20 protein-coding genes are annotated in these 25345 nt (G+C 50.6%); 9 read left to right on the top strand and 11 right to left on the bottom strand.

Annotated features, from left to right (window positions below; translation table 11 throughout):
• Positions 1 to 128 precede the first annotated feature (128 nt).
• The 3 genes from HJG54_RS05865 (at position 129) to HJG54_RS05855 (ending at position 7420) form a co-directional block, all read left to right on the top strand.
• Positions 129 to 1415 carry a cation:proton antiporter gene (locus tag HJG54_RS05865; RefSeq protein WP_316433880.1) on the top strand — a complete coding sequence of 429 codons (1287 nt, stop codon included), beginning with the start codon at positions 129 to 131 and terminating at the stop codon, positions 1413 to 1415.
• 190 nt (positions 1416 to 1605) lie between these two features.
• On the top strand, positions 1606 to 4188 hold the full coding sequence (gene gyrA / locus HJG54_RS05860; RefSeq protein WP_316433879.1) for a DNA gyrase subunit A: 2583 nt from the start codon (positions 1606 to 1608) through the stop codon (positions 4186 to 4188).
• 1159 nt (positions 4189 to 5347) lie between these two features.
• Positions 5348 to 7420 (top strand): response regulator, encoded by a 2073-nt coding sequence (locus tag HJG54_RS05855; RefSeq protein ID WP_316433878.1) that lies wholly within the window; start codon positions 5348 to 5350, stop codon positions 7418 to 7420.
• Between the two features lie 78 nt (positions 7421 to 7498).
• Here HJG54_RS05855 and HJG54_RS05850 read toward each other — a convergent pair whose 3' ends face one another.
• From HJG54_RS05850 to HJG54_RS05830, 5 genes are all read right to left on the bottom strand, one after another.
• On the bottom strand, positions 7499 to 8392 hold the full coding sequence (locus tag HJG54_RS05850) for a beta-1,6-N-acetylglucosaminyltransferase (RefSeq protein ID WP_316433877.1): 894 nt from the start codon (positions 8390 to 8392) through the stop codon (positions 7499 to 7501).
• Between the two features lie 739 nt (positions 8393 to 9131).
• Positions 9132 to 10700, bottom strand: coding sequence for a metallophosphoesterase family protein (locus HJG54_RS05845; protein WP_316433875.1), 1569 nt, complete (start codon positions 10698 to 10700; stop codon positions 9132 to 9134).
• 155 nt (positions 10701 to 10855) lie between these two features.
• Complete coding sequence (gene nadB, locus HJG54_RS05840) at positions 10856 to 12562, bottom strand: L-aspartate oxidase (RefSeq protein ID WP_316433874.1); 1707 nt, start codon at positions 12560 to 12562, stop codon at positions 10856 to 10858.
• Positions 12563 to 12727: 165 nt separating this feature from the next.
• Entirely contained in the window at positions 12728 to 13150 is a 423-nt protein-coding gene (psbU, locus tag HJG54_RS05835; RefSeq protein ID WP_211622353.1) for a photosystem II complex extrinsic protein PsbU, read from the bottom strand.
• 121 nt (positions 13151 to 13271) lie between these two features.
• The gene (locus HJG54_RS05830) at positions 13272 to 13478 is read right to left on the bottom strand and encodes an RNA-binding S4 domain-containing protein (RefSeq protein WP_036002709.1); all 207 of its coding nucleotides are present in this window, start codon (positions 13476 to 13478) and stop codon (positions 13272 to 13274) included.
• A gap of 226 nt (positions 13479 to 13704) precedes the next feature.
• On the opposite strand from HJG54_RS05830, the gene HJG54_RS05825 reads away from it, so the two are divergent.
• Entirely contained in the window at positions 13705 to 14460 is a 756-nt protein-coding gene (locus HJG54_RS05825) for a proteasome-type protease (RefSeq protein ID WP_316433873.1), read from the top strand.
• Positions 14461 to 14464: 4 nt separating this feature from the next.
• On the opposite strand, the gene HJG54_RS05820 is transcribed toward HJG54_RS05825, so the two are convergent.
• Positions 14465 to 15334, bottom strand: a complete 870-nt coding sequence (locus HJG54_RS05820; protein ID WP_316433872.1) for a transglutaminase family protein — start codon at positions 15332 to 15334, stop codon at positions 14465 to 14467.
• A gap of 384 nt (positions 15335 to 15718) precedes the next feature.
• On the opposite strand from HJG54_RS05820, the gene HJG54_RS05815 reads away from it, so the two are divergent.
• From HJG54_RS05815 to HJG54_RS05805, 3 genes are all read left to right on the top strand, one after another.
• Positions 15719 to 15856: a hypothetical protein gene (locus HJG54_RS05815; protein ID WP_316433871.1), complete on the top strand. Its 138-nt coding sequence runs from the start codon at positions 15719 to 15721 to the stop codon at positions 15854 to 15856.
• Positions 15857 to 16470: 614 nt separating this feature from the next.
• The gene (locus tag HJG54_RS05810) at positions 16471 to 17916 is read left to right on the top strand and encodes an MBOAT family O-acyltransferase (protein ID WP_316433870.1); all 1446 of its coding nucleotides are present in this window, start codon (positions 16471 to 16473) and stop codon (positions 17914 to 17916) included.
• Between the two features lie 39 nt (positions 17917 to 17955).
• Positions 17956 to 19101, top strand: a complete 1146-nt coding sequence (locus tag HJG54_RS05805; protein ID WP_316433869.1) for a hypothetical protein — start codon at positions 17956 to 17958, stop codon at positions 19099 to 19101.
• 27 nt (positions 19102 to 19128) lie between these two features.
• Here the strand turns inward: HJG54_RS05805 and HJG54_RS05800 are convergent, their stop codons facing one another.
• A complete protein-coding gene (locus HJG54_RS05800; protein ID WP_036002693.1) occupies positions 19129 to 20082 on the bottom strand; it encodes an alpha-E domain-containing protein in 954 nt (317 codons plus the stop codon).
• A 20-nt stretch (positions 20083 to 20102) separates the two neighbouring features.
• Complete coding sequence (locus tag HJG54_RS05795) at positions 20103 to 21545, bottom strand: circularly permuted type 2 ATP-grasp protein (protein WP_316433868.1); 1443 nt, start codon at positions 21543 to 21545, stop codon at positions 20103 to 20105.
• Between the two features lie 453 nt (positions 21546 to 21998).
• Here HJG54_RS05795 and HJG54_RS05790 point away from each other — a divergent pair, with 453 nt between their 5' ends.
• Entirely contained in the window at positions 21999 to 22667 is a 669-nt protein-coding gene (locus tag HJG54_RS05790) for an ABC transporter permease (protein ID WP_316433867.1), read from the top strand.
• On the top strand, positions 22645 to 22794 hold the full coding sequence (locus HJG54_RS05785; RefSeq protein ID WP_316433866.1) for a hypothetical protein: 150 nt from the start codon (positions 22645 to 22647) through the stop codon (positions 22792 to 22794). The genes HJG54_RS05790 and HJG54_RS05785 overlap by 23 nt, the downstream gene beginning before the upstream one ends.
• Positions 22795 to 22863: 69 nt before the next feature.
• On the opposite strand, the gene HJG54_RS05780 is transcribed toward HJG54_RS05785, so the two are convergent.
• From HJG54_RS05780 to HJG54_RS05770, 3 genes are all read right to left on the bottom strand, one after another.
• The gene (locus HJG54_RS05780) at positions 22864 to 23094 is read right to left on the bottom strand and encodes a hypothetical protein (RefSeq protein WP_316433865.1); all 231 of its coding nucleotides are present in this window, start codon (positions 23092 to 23094) and stop codon (positions 22864 to 22866) included.
• A 115-nt stretch (positions 23095 to 23209) separates the two neighbouring features.
• Positions 23210 to 24544, bottom strand: coding sequence for a GAF domain-containing sensor histidine kinase (locus HJG54_RS05775; RefSeq protein ID WP_316433864.1), 1335 nt, complete (start codon positions 24542 to 24544; stop codon positions 23210 to 23212).
• A gap of 136 nt (positions 24545 to 24680) precedes the next feature.
• Positions 24681 to 25325: an ABC transporter permease gene (locus tag HJG54_RS05770; protein ID WP_316433862.1), complete on the bottom strand. Its 645-nt coding sequence runs from the start codon at positions 25323 to 25325 to the stop codon at positions 24681 to 24683.
• Positions 25326 to 25345 lie beyond the last annotated feature (20 nt).

The following is a 25345-nucleotide window of genomic DNA, read 5'->3' as shown; positions in this document are numbered from 1 at the left end:
TCAGTGAATTTGGCTACAACAAAGCTGTATCTGGTGATAGACGTGTTTTTGACCCAGTTTTGCTAGCCTTGCGACTGGGCTATCTCAAAGTTGTTTATTCAACCTCTTCAAAGTAACGGGATATTCAAATGTCGATTGATTCACATATCTGGGATTTTCTAGTGATTGGGCTCCTGTTGCTGGGCGTAACGTTGGGTTCGAGTTGGATCACTCGACTGCCGCTTTCTTACGCGCTGATCTACCTGATTGCTGGCATATTTTTGGGTCCCTACGGGTTTGGCATCATTGACCTGTCGCCAGATGCCGAATTCTTAGAGCGGCTGACTGAAATTGTGGTAATCGTGTCGCTGTTCGCTTGCGGCATTAAAATGAATCGTCCATTGAATCCATGGGCTTGGCATTCCACAGTACGTTTGATTGGATTGCTAATGCCGCTAACAATTGGCGCAATTGCTTTGCTGGCCCATTTTGGTCTGGGATATGACTGGGGCGCGGCCATTTTACTCGGAGCAATTTTGGCTCCAACCGATCCGGTTTTGGCATCCGAAGTGCAGCTGACCGACACAGACGATCACAACGAACTGCGTTTTGGGTTAACGTCGGAAGGAGGCTTGAATGATGCTCTAGCCTTCCCCTTTGTTTACTTTGGTTTGTACTGGTTGAAGGATAACCAATGGGACAATTGGTTTAAGAGTTGGGTGGCTGTAGATTTGATTTGGGCAATTACGGCTGGAATTGCCGGTGGAATTGTGGTTGCCCGAATAATCAACGCCCTGAGTAAACGGCTGCGGCGCGCCTATGGTGTCGAAGAAGAGATGGAAGATTTGATTGCGCTAGCAACGATCTTGATTACCTATGCGCTAACAGAAGCCATCAACGGTTACGGATTCTTGGCGGTGTTTGTGGCGGGGGTTTTTGTGCGTCGCAGCCGCTCGCTCGATTCAGAAGAGAAAACTTCTCAGCTCCACTTCACTGGCTTGATGGAACGCTTGTTGGAAGTTGGAACCATTTTGTTGGTCGGAGCCATGCTGCGGATTGAGCCAGTCTTTACCTACGGCGGACAAACCTTGCTGATTGCCGGAGCGCTGATTTTTCTGATTCGCCCGATTGCTACCTGGATCAGCACGATTGGGGACAACCTGCGCCCTACAACTCGGCTGCTGTTTGGCTGGTTTGGGATTCGCGGTGTCGGTTCGCTCTACTACCTCACCTATGCTCTAAGCGACGGCATCCCTGACGAAATCGCCTCACCCCTGAGCTGGATCACGTTCTTCACAATCACTTTGTCGGTGATCATCCACGGCATTAGCGCCACGCCCCTGATGAACTGGTACGAGAAACGCTTTGGTCAGGAGAATCGGCTAGAACCGGAAACGTTAGAGGAAGAAGTAGACCGAGAAGCCGATATGGATTGATCAAGAATTTCCATTAGCAGATCGGGCCAAGCTGTATAGTTATCCTGCATCTCACTCATAGGCAAAATGCGCTAAAATTTTAGAGGTAAAGCGCGATATTTGGCAACTACCAGGAGTCAGAATAGCAAAGATTGCTTGATTTTTTGAATTCGCTGCTGGAATCGCACAGATTTGGAGTTTTTTGCAGGATATGACCTTTTCCCAGGAGCCAATACAGGAACGGATTGTCCCCACCGATCTACGCAACGAGATGTCCCGCTCCTACCTGGAATACGCCATGAGCGTAATTGTGGGTCGGGCGTTGCCAGATGCTCGCGATGGTCTTAAGCCAGTTCACCGGCGTATTCTTTATGCTATGCATGAATTGGGCTTGATGCATGACCGTCCTTTCCGGAAATGCGCCCGTGTGGTCGGGGAAGTGCTGGGTAAATACCACCCTCATGGAGATACCGCCGTTTACGACGCGCTGGTCCGCATGGCCCAAGACTTCTCGATGCGCCATCCCTTAATCAATGGTCACGGCAACTTTGGCTCGATCGATAACGATCCGCCCGCCGCAATGCGGTATACCGAGTGTCGTTTGCAGGCCCTCACCAACAACGCCCTTCTGCAAGACATCGAGTCCGACACAGTCGATTTCACCGACAACTTTGATGGCTCGCAGCAAGAGCCTCTGGTTCTACCCGCCCGTGTCCCGCAGCTTCTGCTAAACGGCTCTTCTGGGATTGCCGTCGGCATGGCTACCAATATTCCGCCTCACAATTTAGGGGAACTGCTCGATGGCGTTGTCGCTCTGATTCGCAATCCTGACATTAGCAACAGCGAGTTAATGCAGTACATCCCCGGTCCTGACTTTCCGACCGGCGGTCAAATTCTTGGCACCAGCGGCATTCGCGAAGCCTATACTACTGGACGCGGTTCCATCACCATGCGCGGCGTTGCCACCATCGAAACGATCGAGCATCGAGGACGGCCCGACCGTGATGCGATCATCGTCACTGAATTGCCCTACCAAACCAACAAGGCCGCTCTGATTGAAAAGATTGCGGAACTGGTCAACGAACGCCGCTTAGAAGGAATTGCTGACATTCGTGATGAAAGCGACCGAGACGGTATGCGGATTGTGATCGAGCTACGCCGCGATGCCTATCCGCGAGTTGTGCTGAATAACCTCTACAAGCAAACCCCGCTGCAAGCCAACTTTGGCGTCAACATGCTGGCGCTGGTCAACGGTGAGCCGCAAACGATTGGCCTCAAGCAGGCGTTACAGGTCTTCCTCGATTTCCGGGTTGAAACCATTACTCGCCGCACGCGCTATGAGCTGCGCAAAGCCGAGGAGCGAGACCATGTCCTGCAAGGCTACCTGATCGCGCTGCGAAACCTGGATGCGATTATTGACCTGATTCGCCATGCTGCTGATGCCCCAACCGCGCGTCAAGAGCTGATCGAAACCTATGGCTTGTCCGACGTGCAGGCCGATGCAATTCTGCAAATGCAGTTGCGCCGTTTGACCGCTCTAGAAGCCGAAAAGATCCAGCAAGAGCACGAAGACCTACAGCTCAAGATTGCCGATCTGCGCGACATCTTGGCAAAACGCGAGCGAATTTTGCAGATTATCGAAACTGAGGCTGCTGCCCTCAAATCCTCCTATGCCAACCCACGCCGCACCGCAATCGAACGAGCCGATGGCGAACTAGTCGATACAGATCTAATCGCGAATGAACAGGCGATTATTCTGGTGACGGAACAGGGATACATTAAGCGTATGCCGGTCAGTACGTTTGAAGCCCAAAGCCGAGCTACTCGCGGTAAGGCTGCAACCCGGATGAAAGAGGATGACGGGATCGAACATTTCCTCACCTGCTGCGATCACGACAATGTCCTGTTCTTCAGCGATCGAGGTGTAGCTTACTGTTTGAAGGCCTATCAAATTCCCACCGGATCGCGCACAGCGCGCGGCACCCCGATTGTACAAATGCTGCCGATTTCTCACGAAGAAAAGATTACCTCAGTTGTGTCGGTTACGGAATTTGCCGATGAGGAATATCTGGTGATGCTAACTCAAAAAGGCTTCATCAAGAAAACTCAGCTTTCGGCCTTCAGCAACATCCGGGCCAATGGTTTGATCGCAATTTCCCTGGAAGAGGGCGATCAGCTGCGGTGGGTGCGGCTGGCGCGGGTCGAAGACAGCATCATCATTGGCTCCCGCCTGGGCATGGCAATTCACTTCCGGGCCACTGACGAGCAGTTGCGTCCCCTGGGCCGTCCCACTCGTGGCGTCAAGGCGATGGCACTAAAGAAAAACGACGAGCTGATCAGCATGGATATTCTGCCGAGTCAGGTGGTTGCCAGTATTGCCGAAGGTGACGAGGCCGACGCTGACAGCGAATCTGAGGAACTGGAAGCCGAATGCAATACCCAAGGTCCCTGGGCGCTAGTCATTACAATGGGCGGCTTGGGTAAGCGGGTGCCGATCACCCAATTCCGTCTCCAAAATCGGGCTGGCATGGGATTGCGCTCGATCAAGTTCCGCAAAGCGAATGACCGTCTGGCCTCACTGCGGATTGTCAACGAAGACGACGAAATTATCCTGGTTACGAGTCGCGGCATTATTATCCGGCAAGCAGTCAAGGCCATTTCCTGCCAGTCACGGGCAGCTACAGGTGTGCGTGTCCAGAGGCTGGATGATGATGACGCAATTGTGGCGGTAGCGCTGGTTCCTCCAACGACTGAAGGGGCTGAAGGAGCTGAAGGGGCTGAGGTGGAAGAGTAGGCAATAAGCTGGTTCAATTTCGTGGTTTGAGTTTGGCTGAAACTGCGAAAACTGAAACGGGTGATTGAGGAGAACTCTAACTGCACTCAGGGTTGGGGTTCTCCTGCTCTCCTGAGGTTCTCAAAATATTAGGCGGAAGTCTGAAGCGTCGAGCAGGACGGTTTAAACAGCTTCTTCCCTCGAATCTTGGTGACATTCTCAGCCGACTAAATATGCTCCGTGTCTCTTGTGATTGCCGAAGCCCTTCTCTCGCTCTTGAAGCTAAAGTCTCCCTCTATGCCTTACCGCCATGTGCTAAGCAGGATTGCTCTGTGGATTGTATAGAAAAATCAATTACTTGCTAATTGCTTCTCAATTATTCTGTTAGCTTTTCACATTAAATAATTAAAAATCATTTATTAAAAACTTTATTATGTTCTCTGAATATTCTTAAGGAAAATAGTTTCATGTCTTCTTATAGTTTGCGGCATGCTTTCTATTGTGCAATTTTCTGATAAATTAAAGACTACCTGTAAATTTATCGATCGTACAAAAAACTGTCTCCGAGGTAGGATAAAGCGTTAAAGCTGGCTGTCCGGCTGGGCAGACTCCAGATTACTCAGTACCGCGATAGTGATGCGTTGCTCCAGCAAAAATACCAAAACAGCTGTAAAGCCGTTAATTGCCCCTATGTGACCAATGCTAAGCTATCCAGGCTGTTGATTGATATATGCTGCGTTTTGATGATCCTCGTCGCTCGGCTGGTAGTCGCTAGCCAGTTCCTCACTCGCTGCTGATGGGGCTTCACAGTTCGTATTGTCCATCGCCAAAGGTAGAGAACCAGCCTAAGTCAGCCTAAGTCAGCCTAAGTCAGCCTAAGCCTGACGATAGGTATCCATTTCGATGGTCAGCGTAGACGGCCCTTGAGCAGATCTAGAGCAGATCCAGAGCAGAAGATGACCTATTGATTTTTCAGGTAGAGGAGAGTAGTGCTCTCAGCTATAGAAACTTGCTTCTACGTCTTGAGCTAGAGATCAAGGGTGGTGCTTCTGCCCTATGATAGAGGGCGGATCCCTATCCTATGGCAGGATAATGGTCAAAATAGTAATGTCGTTTTGTCTGAGGCTGACTCAATTCTCGTGTTCCTGGCCTCTCTCTAGCTTCTTCCCTTAGCCACTCTATGCAGCTTGAACCGACCGTGAACGTGCTAATGGTGGATGATCACCCAGAAAATTTGGTTGCTTTGGAGGCAATCTTGGGCGATCTAGGCCAGAACTTGGTTAAGGCTTATTCTGGAGAAGAAGCGCTGCGCTGTTTGCTGCATCAAGACTTTGCCGTAATTCTGCTCGATGTGCAAATGCCTGGAATGGACGGGTTTGAAACGGCTACCCTGATCCGTCAGCGAGAGCGGTCCCGCAATACCCCAATTATTTTTCTCACCGCCTTTAACACCAGCGATGATTTTATGGTAAAGGGCTACTCGCTGGGTGCGGTCGATTACCTGTTCAAGCCGATCAACCCGGCTATTTTGACCTCGAAAGTAACGGTCTTCACCGATTTGTTTCGCAAAACCCTAGAGGTAGAACGGCAGGCATCTCAATTGACTGCCATCAACGATGAACTCAAGCGCAGTGAAGAAAGATTTCGGCTGTTGAGCCGCTGCTCGCCGGTAGGGATTTTCTTGATGGATACTGCCGGACGCTATACCTATGCCAATCCGAGCTGTCAGGCCATCTGCGGGTTTACGGTTCAACAAAACTGGCAAACCGATTGGACAAACAGTATTTGCAGTGAGGATCGCAAGAAAATCCTCAGGGATTGGTCGCAGGCCATTTTAGAAGGGCACGCCTATTCAGATGAATTTCGCATCGCAACCCCAGAGGGTTTGAAGTGGGTACATGTGCGCACCTCGCCAATGCTGTCTGATCGGGGCGACCTGTTGGGGCATGTTGGCACTCTCGAAGACATTACCGACCGCAAGCAAGCCGAAGCGGCACGGGACCAGATTATCCGCGAACAGGCTGCCCGTCAGCAAGCCGAAGCAGCCAACCGAATGAAAGATGAGTTCTTGGCGATTGTTTCCCACGAATTGCGTACCCCACTCAACTCGATTCTGGGCTGGGCACAGCTTCTGCTCAACCGTAAGTTTGATGAAGCGACAACCGCTCGCGCCCTAGAGACCATTGAACGTAATGCTCGCTCCCAGGCCCAACTAATAGAAGATATTCTGGATGTATCCCAAATCATTCGCGGCAAACTGCGGCTCACCATGCAGCCCCTGTCGGTAATTCCGTTGATTGAAGCAGTGATTGAAACGGTACAGCCGCTTGCTAATGATAAATCGATTCAAATTGAATGCCAGTTAGATTCGATGCTCGGCAAGGTCTATGCCGATTCGGAACGGCTGAAGCAGATTATTTGGAACCTTCTATCGAACGCCATCAAGTTTACCGATCAAAACGGTCGCGTCACCGTTAAATTGCTACGAGTTGAGCAAAATTATTGCAATTCGGATAGTCCAGCCCTCCGGGAAACGATCGCATCCCGACTGATCGAGCCATCCGCCTGTGCCCAAATCCAGATTATCGACACGGGTATTGGCATCAGCGCTGATTTCCTGCCCTATGTGTTCGATCGCTTTCGGCAAGCAGATAGCACCACTACCCGCCCCTACGGTGGCCTTGGTTTGGGCTTAGCTATTGTGCGTCATTTAGTAGAACAGCATGGAGGCACGATTCGGGCAGACAGTGCGGGTGAGGGAAAAGGCGCAACCTTTACAGTAAACTTGCCGCTGCTCGTCACGAATGCAACAACGAGCCAGCCTACATCCAACCCATTGCAAAATGGCCATGGCAAGCTACCATCACTCGACTGCATTCAGGTGCTTGTGGTTGAAGATCACAACGACACTCGCGACTTTATCACCATGGTGCTGCAAGAATCTGGAGCAGAAGTCACGGCAGTGGCCTCGGTTCAAGAAGCGATTCAATATCTAGAGCAATTCAATCCGCATGTTTTGGTGAGTGATATTGGCATGCCCAGCGAAGACGGATATAACCTGATTCGCAAAGTGCGAGATCGAGAATCGGATCGGGGAAACCAGATACCGGCGATTGCCCTCACCGCCTATGCCCGCGCCGAAGATCAGGCCAGAGCACTGGCAGCTGGATTTCAAATGCATGTGCCCAAGCCTGTAGAACCGCAAGAACTAGTAGCGGTTGTAGCAAAGGCCGTAGGCCGCGAGGCACCCTAGCGTATGCTAGAGCAGAGGTTGAAGTTAATCAGATCGGCTAATCTGGCAAGCACTATAGGTGATAGCCCAGATTATGGTTTAGATGATACTGACAAGCTCATTGTCCTGCGGAGCCTCGGTCGGCTGCAAAATCTTTTGATCAATTAGATCTAGAATTGCCGAGTCGCGTTTGGCGTCAAACTTCCTGGCAAACAGATGATGCGTGTTTCGTAGCCGCTCGAAATCGGCTGTGAGCAGCGTAGCTGGTACGGTTGGGTTAGGATTTTCCCAATCAGCAAACCGCAAATCGTCATTAACAGCTGCGTGCTTAAACGGCGAATTTAGCAGGATGCATTGAAAAAAGAATTCATCTGAGATGAAAACATGATCGAAGAACTTAGTGTAGCGCGGATGTTGATCTAAAAACTCAATCACATATTCAGCAAACTCGCGCGAGAACGACCACCATAGATATCCCATATAGGGTTTGTATCCGTAGGGTAATTTGCGCTTTATCGGAATGCGAATCTTTTTACTGCGGTACATAAAGTACCAGGACTCAATGCGGGAAATACCGCTCCAAGGTGGAATTCCCACGGCGCGGGGATTAGTGCCATCTACTGGTGCATAATCAATAAACTGCTTGCCAGCATTCTGCTCAAAGAAGCGCTCAATATCCGCAATTTTCTTAATCGGATAATCTTGAGCAGACAGCAGTGAAACATAATCGTAGCTAACTCCAGACTCTACGACCGCCCGTAGCCCTGACAGCGCTGCTTTGACCAGGCTGGGATGGCCCCAAAAGGTATACCGTCTGGGCACGAAGTAGACGTTTGGTACATCCTTCAGTAGTTCGATGGCTTCCTGGTAGGCAGATTCGGCTTTCTTACTAAAATGAATAAAGAAAGAGGCTGTATCGGTTTGCAGAGCAGTAATGAGACGCTTCAACTGTTGAGGTTGTTGGTGCGCCATAATGATGTAAGCTAGCTTCATTGAAATCTTCCTGAAATTATCAAGAGTACAGGGACCACCAGGATTGCCTCAGCCGGTTTAAAGCTATGACTAGTCACTTCTGTTTCAATCGGATAGGCTAAACAGCTAAGCCAAAACTTCAAATTGATAATCGGAAATCATCTATTGATTCAATAGCTCAGCTAGATAACCCAGTTCCTTCACTACGGCCACGGGGAAAAACATCCTATTCCCACGAACCAGACTCTTACGAGCCAGATATAGTCAACTCAAAATAACTACCGTGTACACAGATCTCGATCGCGAATCAATGGAAGGGGTGATCCCCCTAAGTCCCCCTTATCAAGGGGGACTTAATCCCTGATTGGTAGGTGCTGCGCACAGGCTGCGCCTCTTCCCCCTTTATTGAAGGGGGGTAGGGCGGATCTTCGACTTGTGTGGACACCGTAGCTCAAAGTAGGGGGGAGAGCACACCAAAATTCAAGACAAGATTCAATAAACGATAATCCTGATATCAGTTGAGGTCATCTCTTCAGGGTAGAAACACGGACACCAGAACAAGTAGCACACCCAATCAATCTTTATGCCCCCAGTATACTGAGCGAGAGAACCCTCGATTGTGAACTTCTTCCTAAGTTGCGGCAGGGCTACGTAAACCTAAAGTTAAGTTCTTGTAAAGGGCAATTAATTGCTGCCTCAGCCAGATCAGGGTAGGTATTGCCCATTTCCAGCTAACACCCCACCAGCTAAATCTCACCAGCTAAATCTCAAACCCTGCCAAGCTATGCTCGTACCACCGATGCCGATAGCGTTCCGCTATATAGGGTCGAATCACAAACCGGGGTGGGATGCCGTCCTTCACATCGATACGCAAAAAGGAGTAAGGACGTCGCTTGTAGGCTCCCTGCCCATGACGGCCCACAAACAGCATTGAGCGGGCCACTGAGCGCTGTTTACCAATTTGCTCCGGACAGGGTTCAAATAATTCGGGTCCTTCTTGCCGCTGTCGTCGCAGGCTATAGCCACTGCCACCGCAAACAATCCAGTGAATATTGGCATCTGCATAGCCCGTATCACCTGTTTGCAGATATTCTAGACAATGGGCATGGCCATTCAGAACTAAATCTACAAGGGGGCGTCCCTGCGATGTTTCACCAATTGTGGCTGCGACCTGATTGAGCAGGTCTCGTAACCGCAACCGCACCGCTAATGTTTGCCCCTGGTGCCATTTGGTTGCCTCAGTCACGTAGGGCGGATGATGGAAGAATAGGACGCGCCCTCGCACCGTTTCGGTCTGCCAAGACTCAATCAATCGCTGCTTGAGCCATTCCAATTGCTCAGTATCTACCACTGTGGCGGGATCGGCAGCCAACTGTTTGTCAATATCCTTCTCGACTTCCTCAAGCTGCTCTAATTTGGTTCGGCAGTCATCGAGTTGCTCAGCTTCGTCTGGATTGTTGGGGTTTAGCTGTCTTGCTGTTTGCAAAAGCTGCTGTTGCTGTTGCTGCACCTCGAGCCGTCGCTGCTCTAACTGCCGCCGTTGGGCTTCGCCTTGTTCCCCTTGCGATAACGGCAGCGGTGAATTAAACGTATTGGAATCGAGGGCAAAGAAGTCAATTCCGCCGTAGCGAAACTGATAGTAGCGATTGGGTAAGCGAGTGAACTGTTTAGGCTGATAGCAGAGGCAGCGTCCACTAGGGCTAGAAGCGGTGTAATGGGCATCTAGATGCTGAGCCAAGGCTGCCTCATCGGTACTGAGCAGGTAATCTAAAAATGCTTGGGCATAGGCTTTACCTTGCTGGGAACCTTGCCATCCCACATCAAAATCAAGCCGAGAGCGCAGTAGGTAGCGGAGGGGTGCTGCCGCCTGAGCCAAAACTCCATAGAGCAGCGGTAAATCGTAGTAATCGTGGTTGCCTGGTACCAACAGAAACGGGCGATTGAACACCATGCGGTCGAATTTGATCCGTTTGGCTTGTTCGCCGCCCACCAGAAATTCTCGGTAGGGATCAATGAAGTTTTTAAAGTAATACTCCTTGGATCCAACTAGATAGATGACATCGCCGGTATGAATCACAAATCGGCTATCTTCGTCCTGCTGCAGCATCATTTCGGCAATTTTGCGCTGGGGATGATGCCCCCGATGAGAACCAGACCCGCTGTCACCAATCACCAAAAACGAGAACTCTGAATCGTCTGCGCCCCCGTCGTCGATCAGGAGTCGTGTTTGGTCAATGCCCCGTTCCACGATCAAGGGATGCTGCCAGCGCACCCGCTGCTTCATTTTGGCAATCTTGACAGAAGTGGGTGGGTCAGAAACAAATTCCATCGATCAACGCTTGAGTAACGCTTGAATTTGGCTTTTAGCCTTTGGATTCTAGGCTAGGTCAGCCCTCAGCAGCAAGCACCTAGAGCACGATTGGCAGAATTTCTAACCATGGATGGAGGAGGTGGAGAAAGCACGGGTGATGGTCGGGTGCTTGATTAGTTTGGGTCGGTCGAGCTGTTAATGGGAGCCGAGCGGTACCAGCGTTCGCCTTCTACCAGGGTATGAACCTGCCAGTTGGGGTCGGTTTGGGGATAGTCGGTTCGATAGTGACCACCCCGGCTTTCGGTGCGGAAGGCAGCGCTCTTTAGCATCAGCATGGCAATATCCAGTAAATTGCGTAATTCACCCCACTGCCGCAAGGCTTTTGGTTCGGTATTGCTTAAGGCCAAGGTGCTATTGGAATGCATTTCTGCCAGAAGCGCCTGACTCACGGATAATGCTGCAAACTCTGCTCGCCAAGTTTCTACTTGGGTGATTGCCTGCTCCATCCCGGCCTGCTCGCGGCAAATGCCCGCACTGCGCCAGATCAGCCGAGCCAAGCGATGTCGCCACTCTATGATTTGGGCCAGATCCAAAGCGGACAAGTTAATCTCTGTGGGTGTAGATTTGTCTAGATCTGGCATGGGAGCGGTTTCTGCCTCAGGAGGGGGAACTTCTAGCGCGGCGAGTTGGGCACCAAAGACCAAACATTCCAGCAGTGAGTTACTGGCGAGGCGATTGGCTCCGTGGACCCCTGTGCTGGCCGTTTCACCCACCGCATAGAGGGCTGGAATTGTGGTACGGCTGAGGCTGTCGGCGGTGATGCCCCCCATCCAGTAGTGAGCGGCAGGAGCAACCGGAATTGGCGCTTGAAAGACATCCACTCCCCACTGCTGACAAACCTGGATGATGTTGGGAAAGCGACGCCGAATGGTTTCCGCCGGGATTGGGCGTAGATCTAGCCAAACATAGGCGCTAGCAGGCTCGGAGCTAGTTTTTTGCAAATGGTCAAAAATGGCACGGCTGACCACATCTCGGGGAGCTAGTTCTCCAGCTGGGTGATAGTCGAAGGCAAATCGACGGCCCTCAGCATCGATGAGATGGGCACCTTCGCCACGCACTGCCTCGCTGATCAGGAAGCGGGGCGCACCCGGTTGGGTCAAAGCCGTGGGGTGAAACTGGACAAATTCCAGATCGCGTAGTTGGGCACCCGCTCGCCATGCCATTGCCACGCCATCGCCTGTACTCAGGGCCGGATTGGTGGTTTGGGCATAGACCTGACCGCCGCCACCCGTCGCCAACACCACGGCTCCGGCTCGCAGCCAAATCATTTTGGAGTCGTAAATTAGCCGCACGCCCTCACACCCCTGGGGGCCTAACCACAAATCGAGGGCAAACGCCTGCTGCAGAACCTGAATATTTTTGCGGGACAGCACCTGCGCCATTAAGGTTGTCACCATCGCCCGTCCGGTCGTGTCCGCTGCATGTAAGACCCGTCGGCGTGAGTGGGCGGCTTCTAGCGTGAGGGCCAAGGCGTCGCCGTGCCGGTCAAACGCCACTCCCATTTCAACCAAATTTTGAACACAGCGGGGAGCCTGTTCCACTAGCAACCGAACCGCCTCTGGCTCACATAAGCCGGCTCCAGCCCGGAGTGTATCCTGAATATGCAGTGTGGGTGAATCCTCTGGTGCAATCGCCGCCGCGATGCCGCCCTGTGCCCAGTCGCTGGCCGAGAGGGACAAGACATCTTTAGTAATTAATCCCACCTGAAAGTGAGGTGGCAGGCACAGAGCCGTGTAGAGTCCGGCGGCTCCCCCACCTACCACCAGCACATCAAATCGAACTGTGCTTTGTCCAGAATTGGGCCATGCAGAATAGGACACAGGCTATTACAGATTACGCAATTTCATAGAGTACAAAAAATCGCCCTCGGAGATTGTGGAACAGGTTACAGCACCGGCTGCACCTCCCCATACCCAAGAGCGATATCTACATGCCCGCTAGGAGTTAGATGGCGAGTCAGGTAAACCCGATCCCACTTTGCGGCCCTAACGATAGATGCCGTTGTTGAAGCGGTCGCCGCCTTCTACGAATACATCTTCTGGAGCAGAAACTGTGAAGTTATCCATGTTTGCCCGCAGAGTTTCCAACTGCCGCTGGCTCAATCCCGGCATATCCAGCACATCATCCACTTTCTCGAAGGGAGCATTCTGAAGAATTTTCCGGGCCAGGGTCGGATACAGCCCTGGATATTCCATAAATGCCCGAATGTTGGTATTGTTCAAGTCGATTTTTTTACCAAATTCGGTTGCCAATTTGTCATCCGCGCGGTTGCGGGGTTCTACGGCCAGCAGCATGGGGGACGACAAGCTATTCCACTCGAGTGCCATCGCTGATTGTGGCTGTCCCAACCATCCCAAGCCCGCCAACAGGACTCCGAGCGCCGCCAACACGCCAAGCAGTCGTTTCATCGGTTTGATCCCTCCCAATCTTAGTCGATCAAATTTCATACTAAACTTTTCTGTACACACAGCATTTACTTAGAGACTATCATTATTCATCCCCACTTTAGAGAGAGAACCCTGAGAGAAATCAGTCGAGTCCACCCACAACAAAGCGTTCGCCAAAAACGGCAACCCGGTCCCCTTCCACTAGCTTCCGTCCGCGTCGGGTTTCTACCGCGCCATTCACGCTCACCTGCCCCTGCTGAATCAGCAGCTTTGCCTCGCCGCCGGTCTGAACCACTCCCACCCATTTGAGAAACTGATCGAGTTTGATGCTATTTGGATTGGCCGTCATTTGAGCGACTCCACAACACGACTCCACAACACGACTCCACAAGACAGATCTATAGTGTTTCCACAACAATATCTCTGTCCCAACTGTCGTGGCGACGGCTATAGATGCAGATTTAGATGCAGATGCAGATGCAGATGCAGATCTAGATTTAGCGTAGCGCCAAAAGCAAAACCAATCGCTAGTCGTAAGATTGGAAGGAGCGTTGCTAATCGTTAATTTTTCTGACATGACCTACTGTCTCGGAATTGTCACCCGCTACGGCCTCGTAATGGCGGCAGATTCGCGCACCAATGCCGGTGTGGACTACATCTCAACCTACCAAAAGCTGTTCGACTTTTCCGATCCAGGTCATCGGGTGATCGTGCTCTGCACGTCCGGTAACCTGTCAATCACCCAAGCAGTGATGAACCTGCTGCACCAAGACCTGCAATCAAAAGATGTCGAAAATTTGCACAACGCTCCGACCCTGTACGATGTGGCTCGCTATGTGGGCAACCGGATGCGGCAAATTCAGCAGCAAGAGCGCCCTTGGCTAGAGCGGGATGGAATTGACTACAAATGCACCCTGCTGCTCGGCGGGCAGGTTCGCGGTGAGCTACCTGGCCTTTATATGATCTACAGCCAGGGCAACTTCATTCAAGCCACCGCAGAAACCCCGTTCCTGCAAATCGGCGAAACCAAATACGGCAAACCGATTCTCGACCGCACCCTCACTTTCGAGACTCCTCTGGAAGAAGCTGCCAAAGGAGCCTTGCTGTCGATCGATTCGACCATGAAATCCAATATCTCTGTTGGGCCGCCGATCAGCCTGGTCATGTACGAAGTCAACAGCTTCCTGATTCGGCACCACCTCCGCCTCCGCCTTGGCGATCCCTACCTGGAAAAAATCCGTAAGCTGTGGGAAATTTCTCTACGCGAAGCTTTCGAGCGCATGCCCAACATTGACTGGGAGCATTATCAGGATGAGGGGAGGGGAGAATAGGGGGTCAAGCCAAAATCTCAATCTTCAGCCAATACTCCATCTCCGCCGGGACTCCGGTGGTCTTCAAGCTGCCGCTGACCGGGGCTGAGTCTCTGGAGGTGGGGGTGGCGACCAAGGCAATGTGGCGATCGGCAACGGCAAGCCCGTGGGTTGGGTCATAGCCGCGCCAGCCAGCGCCGGGCAGATAAACTTCAGCCCAAGCATGGAGGTGACGATCATCCCGATCCAGATCGCCTTCCTGATAGCCGCTGACAAAGCGCGTAGCCAATCCCGCAGCTCGGCAAACTTCCATAAACAGCACTGCATAATCCCGGCAGGATCCTGATTTGCGACTCCAGGTAATGCTGGGCGGATAGGGACTACCCGTTTCTCGCAGCGTGTAGCCACAGGTTTGATAGATGCGCTGATTTAGTTCTGACAAGAAGGCCACTGAATTTCCATTAGTCTCTAGCCAAATTTCTTGAGCAAGCTGAGCTGCGGTTGGATCCGGAGCAGGTGTCACACCTCCGGCAAACTGCCCGCTCAGGTAGGGCTGAAGCTGGTGCCATAGGGCGACTGGGTAGTTGATCGGTAGGGTTACGGCCCAAGGTTCCAACAGGTAAGTAAAGGGATTCGTGCGAAAGGTTTCTACTTCAGAGACAGCTTGAATGACTAGTTCCTGTGCTCCCTCCTCAGCAAACCAAGCTTTTAGGGTCGCGTTGCCGTCGAGGTCAACCAATTCAGAAACCTGCTCGGGGGCTGGTTCAACCTCTAGGCTAAAGCGGTGCAACTTCTGGGTGATATCACAGCGAGGACGCAAGCGCAGAAAGTGGGGTGCTAAAACAACAGCACGCTCGTATTTGTAACGAATCTGATGGGTAATTTGGTAACGCACGTTCGGAGAAAATTCAGGATTAAGCTGCTCAAAATTATCAGCATAGAAGATAAAAGCAACAAAATTGTATTCAATTTAGCCGTAGTGATGCCAACGGTGATGCTGTTTTCGCGTCTTGGTAGGCATCCACGTAATCCAGCTTTATAGAAATTCCTGGTTATGTAAAGACTCGTCAAAGTCCTCAGTAATTCTCTTGATATTCAAGGATCCATGCGTGAGTATGAATCATTAGCAGGGTTTGGTGCATGTACTGCTTTCGAATCCTCGTTTGCCAAGTCTGACTTTAAATGCCTGCTAAGAGTTTAGCGGTAGGCGTCTACCGGTTTCTTTGCTAGAAATTGGTCGGCAATCTCTGTTAGAAGGCATGCCTGTAGGAGGTCCTGAATGCCGTCACTAATTGTTCTGTTCATCTACAACCCTCGGCTGCAAACCGGCCTCAAGAAATTTATTAGCATTCAAGTCAAAGCAATTACTAGAAAGGTGATTGCTGTGCGGGTACCTGGTGGTGTAACTCCACCGTGATGCAGCCCTGACAAAGCTTTTACGCTTCATTTAGAAAGCTGTCAGATGGCGTGCCCTCTTGGACCTGCCAGTTTGCTCGGCGATCCCCATGTTCGCGGATATTCATCAGGATTGTTCTATTCATACTGAAAGGACATCAGTAAGTTGTGAACTTGAGTGGGCACAGCAGAATAGAGTTGGTATGTAGAGCCAAATGTTGCGGAAATGTTGTCTGTTAGTTGACAGCAATTTGTTAGCTAGCCGGAACTGTGTAATAAAACAGCAATAATTCCACTGATTACTAAATTTGGCTGAAGTTGCTGTTTTTTAGTGTCATCGCCTTGGCACGCAATATTGCATTTAGCCAAGGTCAGAGTTTTGGGTCAATCCAGCGTTTGACTTCGCACTTCTCCCAGCCGCGAATCCATTGCGGGCTAATCAGGGAAGTCTGCTCACGCAGACTAAGCAAGAGGTTCAGTGCACTACCCTGCAGGAACGCAAGCGTATAGTGGACTTGCTTCACTAGCCACCGATTCATCTGCGGAAAGGTCAGGCAACTAAGCAACACAGGACCATTTACATCACCATTTATTGTTAGCTTCACTTAAATCAATCTGACCTTTACTCATAAACCAATGCTATTCAATTCCTATATCTTTATTTTGGGATTTCTCCCAATCACAACTGTTGTATTCTTTTATCTGACTCGCCACTATTCGCCCCAAATTGCCAAAATCTGGTTGACGCTAGCTTCTTTGTTCTTTTATGGCTATTGGAATATTGCCTATCTGCCTCTGCTCGTCTTATCAATATTGTTCAATTACTATCTGGGGAAATACATTGGCCATGCAAAACCACAAAGTCGCCATGCAAAAGCGCTGCTCTGGTTAGGAATTGGCTGTAATTTAGGATTAATTGCTTACTATAAATATGCTGGCTTTTTTGTCGCGTCGCTCAGTGGTTTACTCAACCTCAATTTACTGATCCCAACCATTATTTTGCCGTTGGGTATTTCGTTTTATACCTTTACTCAAATTGCCTATTTAGTAGATTGCTACCGGCAAGAAACCAAAGATTATGATTTTCTCACCTATATCCTATTTATCTCCTTCTTTCCCCAGCTGATTGCAGGCCCACTGCTGCTACATAGCGAGCTGATTCCCCAACTAGAAGATACTAAAACCTATACGCTCTCATTCAAAAATCTATCTATAGGATTGACCTGGTTTTTTCTGGGTCTCGCTAAGAAATTACTGATTGCAGACGCTGTTGCACCTTGGGCCAATGCCACATTTGAAAATGCCGCCAATGCCAGTTTTTTTCAGGCTTGGGTTGGGGCTTTGAGCTACACGCTCCAGCTCTATTTTGACTTTTCCGGCTATTCCGATATGGCGATTGGCTTGGCGTTGATGTTTAATCTTCAACTGCCCTTAAACTTCGATTCTCCCTACAAAGCCATTTCAATTATTGACTTTTGGCGACGCTGGCACATGACGCTGTCTCGATTTTTGCGGGACTATCTCTATATTCCGCTAGGCGGCAACCGTTACGGTGAAGTTCGTCGCTACACCAACCTGATGATTACGATGCTGCTGGGCGGCCTGTGGCATGGTGCCGGATGGACGTTTGTGATTTGGGGCGGGTTACATGGCCTATTTCTCGTGATCAATCACGGATGGCGCAAATTGAACTGGCGCTTGCCTGCGGTTTTGGGCTGGACGATTACTTTCTTTGCCGTTGTGGTGAGCTGGGTGTTTTTTAGGGCGAGCAGTTTCCAAGATGCGATGCACCTGCTGAGTGCCATGCTAGGAGGAAAACCAATTATTCTGCCGAGTGGCTTTCAAAGTTTGTTGCAGTGGCTGTCGCCATTGGGTGTGCAATTCTCCAATCAACTCGTCTATCAAGGCAATCCCAAACTGCTGATTCTGCTGTTATTGGGTGTGGTGTTGCTGCCGAATACCCAGCAAATTATGCGCCACTTTAAACCCAACTGGTGGTGGGCGTTTGCTATCAGTATCGTGGCATCACTCAGCCTATTTTCGCTCAATCGGGTTTCTGAATTTTTATACTTCCAGTTTTAGAACACTGAAACTATTCATCAGTAGGAGCATCAATCGAAAATGGAGAATACTGATCCATACCGGAAATTTTCTAACGTATTGGCAAGTTTCATTTTGGTCAATGCGGCTGTTGTCGTTGGTGTCAATGCGCTTGTTGATCCATACCATTTGGCTGGTACTCAAGTGCTAGCTAATCTAACTGAGCTGAAACCTGACAGCAGCAAGGATACCAGAACATTCAAAGCTGTTCAGGTCATGCGGATCCGGCCAAAGACCATTTTTTTGGGTACCTCCAGAGCCGATATCGGTTTGAATCCGGAGCATCCGGCATTGGTCCAACCGGCTTACAATTTGGCGATTCCGGCTGGCGACATGTATGAGGCTATGCGCTACTTTGAACATGCCTTGGCAAACCAGCCCGACCTGAAGCAGGTGATAATTGGCATCGATATGGTTGCCTTTGGTGTCAAGGAAGACGGGAATGGTGAGCAGCTTGCACCAGAGCTTGAGAATACGCTCAAACAAACTGATCATTTGCCAAAACTACCGCCGTTTCTGTTCTCGACCGATACGTTTAAGTCGAGTGTGGCCACGCTTGCTACCAATCTTAGCCGCTCCACTCCTAAAGATTACTATCTAAGCAACGGCAGGCTAATTCGCCATAATCCGACCGACCGCTCAACGCAGGATGTGTTTGAACTCCACCTCAAAACTGCCTATTTTCAACATTGGTATGATGATTACCAAACCTCCCAGAAGCAGCTCGGCTATCTACAGGCCATCGTTGACACCTGCCAGCAAAAAGGGATTGACCTGAAAGTATTCATTTCTCCAGCTCATGTCACCCAGTGGGAAGCGATTCATGCCGCAGGGCTGTGGCCAGCCTTTGAGGACTGGAAACGTCAAGTAGTAAAAATCACTCCAGTCTGGGATTTTTCTGGTTACAACAGCATCACAGCAGAGCCAATCTCAGACGACATGCAAAACTACTTAGAAAGTTCCCACTACCTGCCCCATATCGGGGATCTGGTTCTCAACCGAGTACTTGGCTATGAAGCCGACATTCCAGACGATTTTGGTACGCTAGTGACAACAGATACTATCGGATCTCACTTGGCAACCATTCGAGCGGAACGGCAAGCGTGGGCACGCCAAAATCCAGAGGTGGTGCAGCTTGTGGAACAGTGGAAGCAAGAGGCGCTTTAGATCAACAGCCAATCACAGGGAATAGATTTAGGAATGTATTTTCTCCAGCGAGAAGAACGTTTCAAAGATATTCCTGCCTAGATAATTGAGCTGAATTTGAATGTGATCGAGAAATTCGTGTAGTCCAGTTTGGATAATTTCTTCAATCGTAATGAAGTCTAGCTCAGCGCGGAGGCGGCCTAGCGTTCGATCGGCAGCATTGTTCCAGGTGCCGGGACTACAGCCAGTGATTTGGTGTAAGGACTGCTCGGCCTCTAGGAGGCAAAACTGAATCGAGCGGGGAAACTCCCGATCCAGAATCAAAAATTTGGCGATGTCAGTCGGGCTGATACGGCGTTGCCGTTTGCGGTACATCTCATAGCCACTGGCCGACTTGAGTAAGGCAATCCATTGCAGTTCGTCCAGTGCCGTTCCGACATAATTGACTTCTGGCAGTAAAATGAAATACTTCACATCCAGAATGCGCGCCGTTTTATCGGCCCGTTCAATCAAACGCCCCAAGCGGCCAAAATGCCAGCCCTCGTTGTGGGCCATGGTGGCATCCATCACGCCGGCAAACAGATGGCTTGCCATCTTCACTTCGGCAAAGAAGCTAGGCAAGGCAGGTAGGGGCTGAACTTGAGATGCATCCAGGACCATCAGATAAAATGTGTTGACCTGCTCCCACATCTCCGATGAAATAATTTCCCGTACCGATCGAGCGTTCTCCCGCGCTGCCCGCAAGCAGGAAAGGATCGAGTTGGAATAATTCTGATCAAACGTTAAAAACTGGATCACATTGTCTGCCGTTGCCTTGCCATAGCGCTCCCGAAACAGCGGCAGATCGCCGGTTGTCATGATCAGTGGCTCCCACTGTTGGGTCATCACCACCGGCGCATCCAGCAGCAAGTTCAAATTGACATCGACAAAGCGGGCGATATTTTCTGCCCGTTCTACATAGCGATTGAGCCAGTAAATTGAATCCGCAACCCGACTGAGCATAATTTAAGGCCAAAATTAACTCAAAACTTTTCCCACCCCACCACCCATGTATCTTTACTTCCCCCCCCTTGTGACGAGTTGACTACCAGCGAACCCCGCCGCAGCGCAACGCGAGTCAGGCCACCTGGATTCACATAAATTTCTTTGCCGTAGAGGATGTAGGGGCGCAGATCGACGTGGCAGCCTTCAAAATGGTCTTCAAATAAGGTCGGTACGCGGGAAAGACAAAGCGTCGGCTGGGCAATGTAATTGCGCGGCTTTGCCTGGATGCGTCCAGCAAACTCTTCCCGCTGTTCTGGCGTGGCGTGGGGACCCACCAACATGCCGTAGCCTCCCGATTCGCTAGCGGCTTTGACCACGAGTTTATCGAGATTTTGCAGAACATGCTGCTGCTGATCCGCTTCCCAGCAGAGGTAGGTCGGCACATTGGGCAGGATTTGCTCTTCGCCCAGGTAATAGCGAATCATTTGGGGCACATAGGCATAGATTACCTTGTCGTCTGCTACGCCGGTGCCTGGGGCATTAGCAATCGCCAGTCGTCCGGCTCGATACACATCCATAATGCCGGGGACACCAAGCATAGAGTCGGAGCGAAATGTCTGCGGATCCAGAAAATCATCATCAATGCGGCGATAGATCACATCAACCCGCTTCAGCCCGCGGGTGGTGCGCATCTGCAAATAGCCATCCGCCACCACCAAATCCCGGCCTTCAACCAGCTCCACACCCATTTGTTGGGCTAGAAAGGAATGCTCGAAGTAGGCAGAATTGTAGATGCCGGGGGTTAGTACCACCACGGTTGGTTCCGGTAGCCCGGTTGGGGCTAGGTGCAGCAGGGTTTCTAGTAACTGACTGGCATAGTCATCCACCGGCAGAATGTTCATGCGGTTGAACACCTGCGGAAAGGTGGTTTTCATGACGCGCCGATTCTCCAGCACATAGGAGACACCCGAAGGACAGCGCAGATTGTCTTCCAGCACATACCATTGGCCATCGCGGTCGCGCACCAAATCGGTCCCGGTGATGTGGCACCAAACGCCTTGAGAGGGTTTCAACCCCATACAGGGCTTGAGAAAGCCGCTAGCCGATTCAATCAATTCTAAGGGAATCACCCCATCCTTGAGGATTTTTTGATCGCTGTAAATATCAGTCAAAAACAGATTGAGGGCCTCAATTCGCTGCTTTAGTCCGCGTTCTAGCCATTCCCATTCTCGAACTGACAGGATGCGAGGAATGATATCAAATGGCAGGATCCGTTCAGTACCTTGCCTGTCGCTGTAGACATTGAACGTGACGCCGAGCCGGAATAGGGCATTTTGAGCTGCCTGCTGCCGCTGCTGAAGCTCTGCCATTGACATGGAGTTGATTCGCTCAATCAGCAGGGCGGCCTCGGGGCGAGGTTGATCTTTCGCCTCAAACAGCTCGTCGTAATAATCGCCTGGATCGTACTGGTTGAACTGCACCTTGAGATAGGAACGATTAGCTATCGATTAGTAGAAGCTAGACGTTCCCTCCTGCTTCTATCTGTAGCTTAAGATACAAATTGACATTGGAATTGTTGACTGTTAGCCATTACTTGGCCGTTACTTAGCGGCAGGTTGCGCTATCGGGATGTCAGTTGGCAGAAGTTTGAGGCAATCCGAAGCAGCGGTTTAAAAAGCTCCCTACATCCTCCATTCTGGGGGACTTTCTCGAACCGTTGCTGTTCAAAATTTCCTACCAGTGGGATGATAGCCCTGTGGGCATCCCAGAAAAGGGGCAGATCCAAATATTGAGTTGAGGAGCTTGGGATCCACGATATTCAAGCACCAAGCCGTACTCAAAGAATTGAGCCAGACCAATTCCAACTGATAGTTTCCAACTGATAGTTTCCAACTGATATTAGGATCGCTATATCAGATAGCAAATTGATCTACATGGAATACCTGCTGAAGAATCCGGCTACCGTTTGGCAACTGCTGCTGCAACACCTATCAATGACTAGCCTGACGTTGGTGCTGTCGGTGTTGATTGCGTTGCCGTTGGCGCTGTTGATTAGCCGCTACCGGTGGTTAAATGTACCGTTCTTGGGCATTTTAGGCATTCTTTACACGGTGCCGAGCTTAGCTCTAATTATTCTGCTGGTACCGTTTTTCGGGTTGAATGCCTGGTCTGTGATTGCGGCAATGGTGCTCTATGCTCAGGTGATTTTGGTGCGCAGTCTGGTGGTGGGCTTACAATCGATCCAGCCTGCTGTCTTGGAAGCAGCACGAGGCATGGGAATGAGCTATTGGCAACGGTGGTGGCAAATTCAGGTACCACTGATTCTACCGATCTTCTTGGCCGGACTCCGGATTGCAACCGTTGTCACCATTGGCATCGCTACGATTGGAGCTAAATTCGGCGCAGGAGGACTGGGAACCCTATTGTTTGACGGGATTGCCCAAAAACGCGATGACAAAATTTGGCTGGGTGCTATCGTTGTCTCTCTGCTGGCATTGGCGATTAATACAGCTTTCCTGGGATTAGAGTGGGCTGCAAACCCTGCGCGTCGGATTAAACGTTCCTCACTCCAGAAGTTGAATGAAAGCATACAAATGCAATAGTGAGGGCGGCTGGTTTGTCGCAGCAGATGCCTGTGCTCTGATGGCACTGGTAGGCTCACTGGTTCTGCTGGATGCCAGAGAGATGTTGGCGCTACAGGAACGTCTAATCGTCAGGCTGATTACTTAAAACGTATCAAAACGCAATCAAGAAGGTTATTGTGAGTTGCTATGACAGGACTGGATATGTTGTGTTGAATCAATTGGAACTGTAATCATCTACAGTGGGTAGCTGTTTGGTCAGTGTTTCCAACTTTGCTGGTTCTAAGATAATCGGCTGACCAGAACCGTTTTGCCCATCCGGAAATAGCGTTTCATCGTCCCAAGGATCGTCATCCACAATTTCTTGACGAATCCATTCGCGTAATTTGTATAGCCAGGCATTCAGTCTAGAACGAAAGTTGGGTTGGGAACGATCGCTAGGAAGCATAAACTCAAGTCCTTGATTTTCTAGCCAAATCATAGAGCGGATCAATGTCCGTCCTTGAGAAAGCCAATGCACCCGGACAGACTCAATTACCAATGTAGCTCAACTGATTCAGAAATTAATTCGATGCCGTGAGGGGTAGACGTAGCCTGAATACCAGATGGTCTGCGCTGCTTTTAGCCTCAATCGTAGCCCCTATTCGGGTCGTTAGTTTTTTAACCAGCGCCAAACCCAATCCTATGCCCTGCTGTTTGCCGGGAGCGCTACTGGGGAAACGATAGAACTGATCAAAAATACGCTCGCACTCATCGGCTGAGAGCGAAATGCCTGGATTGCAGATCGTTAGGTCTAGCATGGGGGCCGAATTAGGAGGCGAGGGATTCCACAACGCAGCCGAGACTGTGATCGTCCCTCCGGCAAGGGTATATTTGCAGGCGTTGGTCAATAGCTCAGTCAAAATCCGCTCCAGGTCAGCGACATCTGTGGTAAGGGGCGGCAAATCGATTGGAATATCTAGCTCTAGCTGCTGCTTTTGACTATTGGCATAGTCAGCAAAGGGTTCGAGCACATCAGCCACCCAAATGTGGGGGTCAATGGTCGTCAAAACCAAGGGTTCGGTTTCAGACTCAATGCGGGTGAGGGCCAGCAGATTGTCAATTAAGATGATTTCCTGCTGGCTTTCCTGTTGCAATACCGTCAGGTAGAACTGGAGGCCAGGATTGGCTGCCAGCTCAACCCCAATGCGCTGCAATTCCAGCTCTAGCATTTGTACCGCTGTGGCGATCGTGGCAATTGGCGTCCGCAATTCGTGAGAGACCGTAGTGAGAAAATCATCCTTGAGGCGATTCAGTCGAGCTAGCTCTGTTACCTGGGCCTGAGCAGCTTGATAAAGTCGAGCCTGCCGAATAGCAATTGCACATTGGGTGGCAACCTGCTGCACCAGCCAAATTTCTTCGGGTTCAAACCCTTCTGCTCCGACGCGATAGAGCCATAAATCGCCAATTACCTGCTGGTTATCGATGATGGGATGAACTAAAGCAGCGAAGTGCCCTGAAATCCGCCGTACATTGTGGATCTTTTGATCTAGCGGATACCAGCAGCCGTGGACATATTGCCCCTGTAACAACTGACTGTAGACCTCAGGGTAATCCAGCATTGAAACCACCAACCCCTGCACAGGTAGCACTTGCCCTGCTACATATTCATAGGCAACGGTTGAGGTACCGTGCTGCAAATCGTAAATGCCAGTATCGCAACTATCAACTCCCAACCCAATCGCCAACTCCTGCACAGCGGTTTGCAGAATTTGGGCTTCGTCTAGGCTATCGCGGACTTTGTCAGCAATGCTCTGTAGACGATTGCCAAAACCATAGGTTCGCTGCAATTCGTCTTGGCTGTACTTGAACTGACGCAATACCTCATCGAGTATGTTGAGATATATGGCAAGGGACATAGAACCTGGCATGCTGAGCGTTGCGATCAATCATTGATTCTACGCTTTGGTGGTTTTTGAGTGAAATGGTGTTGGCTAAAGGCGCAATCTAAAATACCCAATTGCTGGCTCGTTATTGAGGCCATTATTGAGGCCATTATTGAGGAGGTTGTACCGCCCGCTGGAGCTGACCTAGGGCAATTTCTGCCAGCACTGCCAACAGCGCTACCGGAATGGCTCCCACCAGCAAAATAGCCGGATCGTATTGCGCAAAGCCCAGCACAATGAATCGGCCCAAGCCGCCCGCTCCAATGAAGGCGGCTAAGGTTGCGCTAGCAATCACCTCGATAGTTGCGATTTTGATGCCTGTGATTACAACCGGCAAAGCTAGCGGTACCTCGATCGAGCGGAGGACTTGCCTTTTACTCATACCCATGCCGTAAGCTGCCTCTCGAATCATCGGATCAATACTGCGGAAGGCAACATCGGTGTTGATTAGAATTGGCGGCATCACTAGCAGGGTCAGGGCCACAATCGCCGAACGCACATTCAGGCCAAAGTACGGCACCGAAACAAAAACGAACAGAACCACTAGGCTGGGAATTACCCGCAGGCCATTGAACCCGTTAATCAAGATCGTTGCTGCTGTACGGGAGCGAGCACTCCATAGGCCCAACGGCAATCCCACCACTAGCCCAATCGCCAGCGGCACGAGGACGAGAACCAGATGCTGCTGTAGGGCTGTCAGTAAGGTATTGAAATTGCCGGCTGCGTGCTCGTAGGCGCGGATAAATACATCCATCGGCTTAAAATCGGCTGAGA

Origin of the sequence: Leptolyngbya sp. NK1-12, assembly GCF_032598965.1 — a bacterium.
Taxonomy (GTDB): Bacteria; Cyanobacteriota; Cyanobacteriia; order Elainellales; family Elainellaceae; genus Elainella.
The sequence above is the reverse complement of the archived record's forward strand: the minus strand, read 5'-3'. Positions and strand labels throughout refer to the sequence as shown.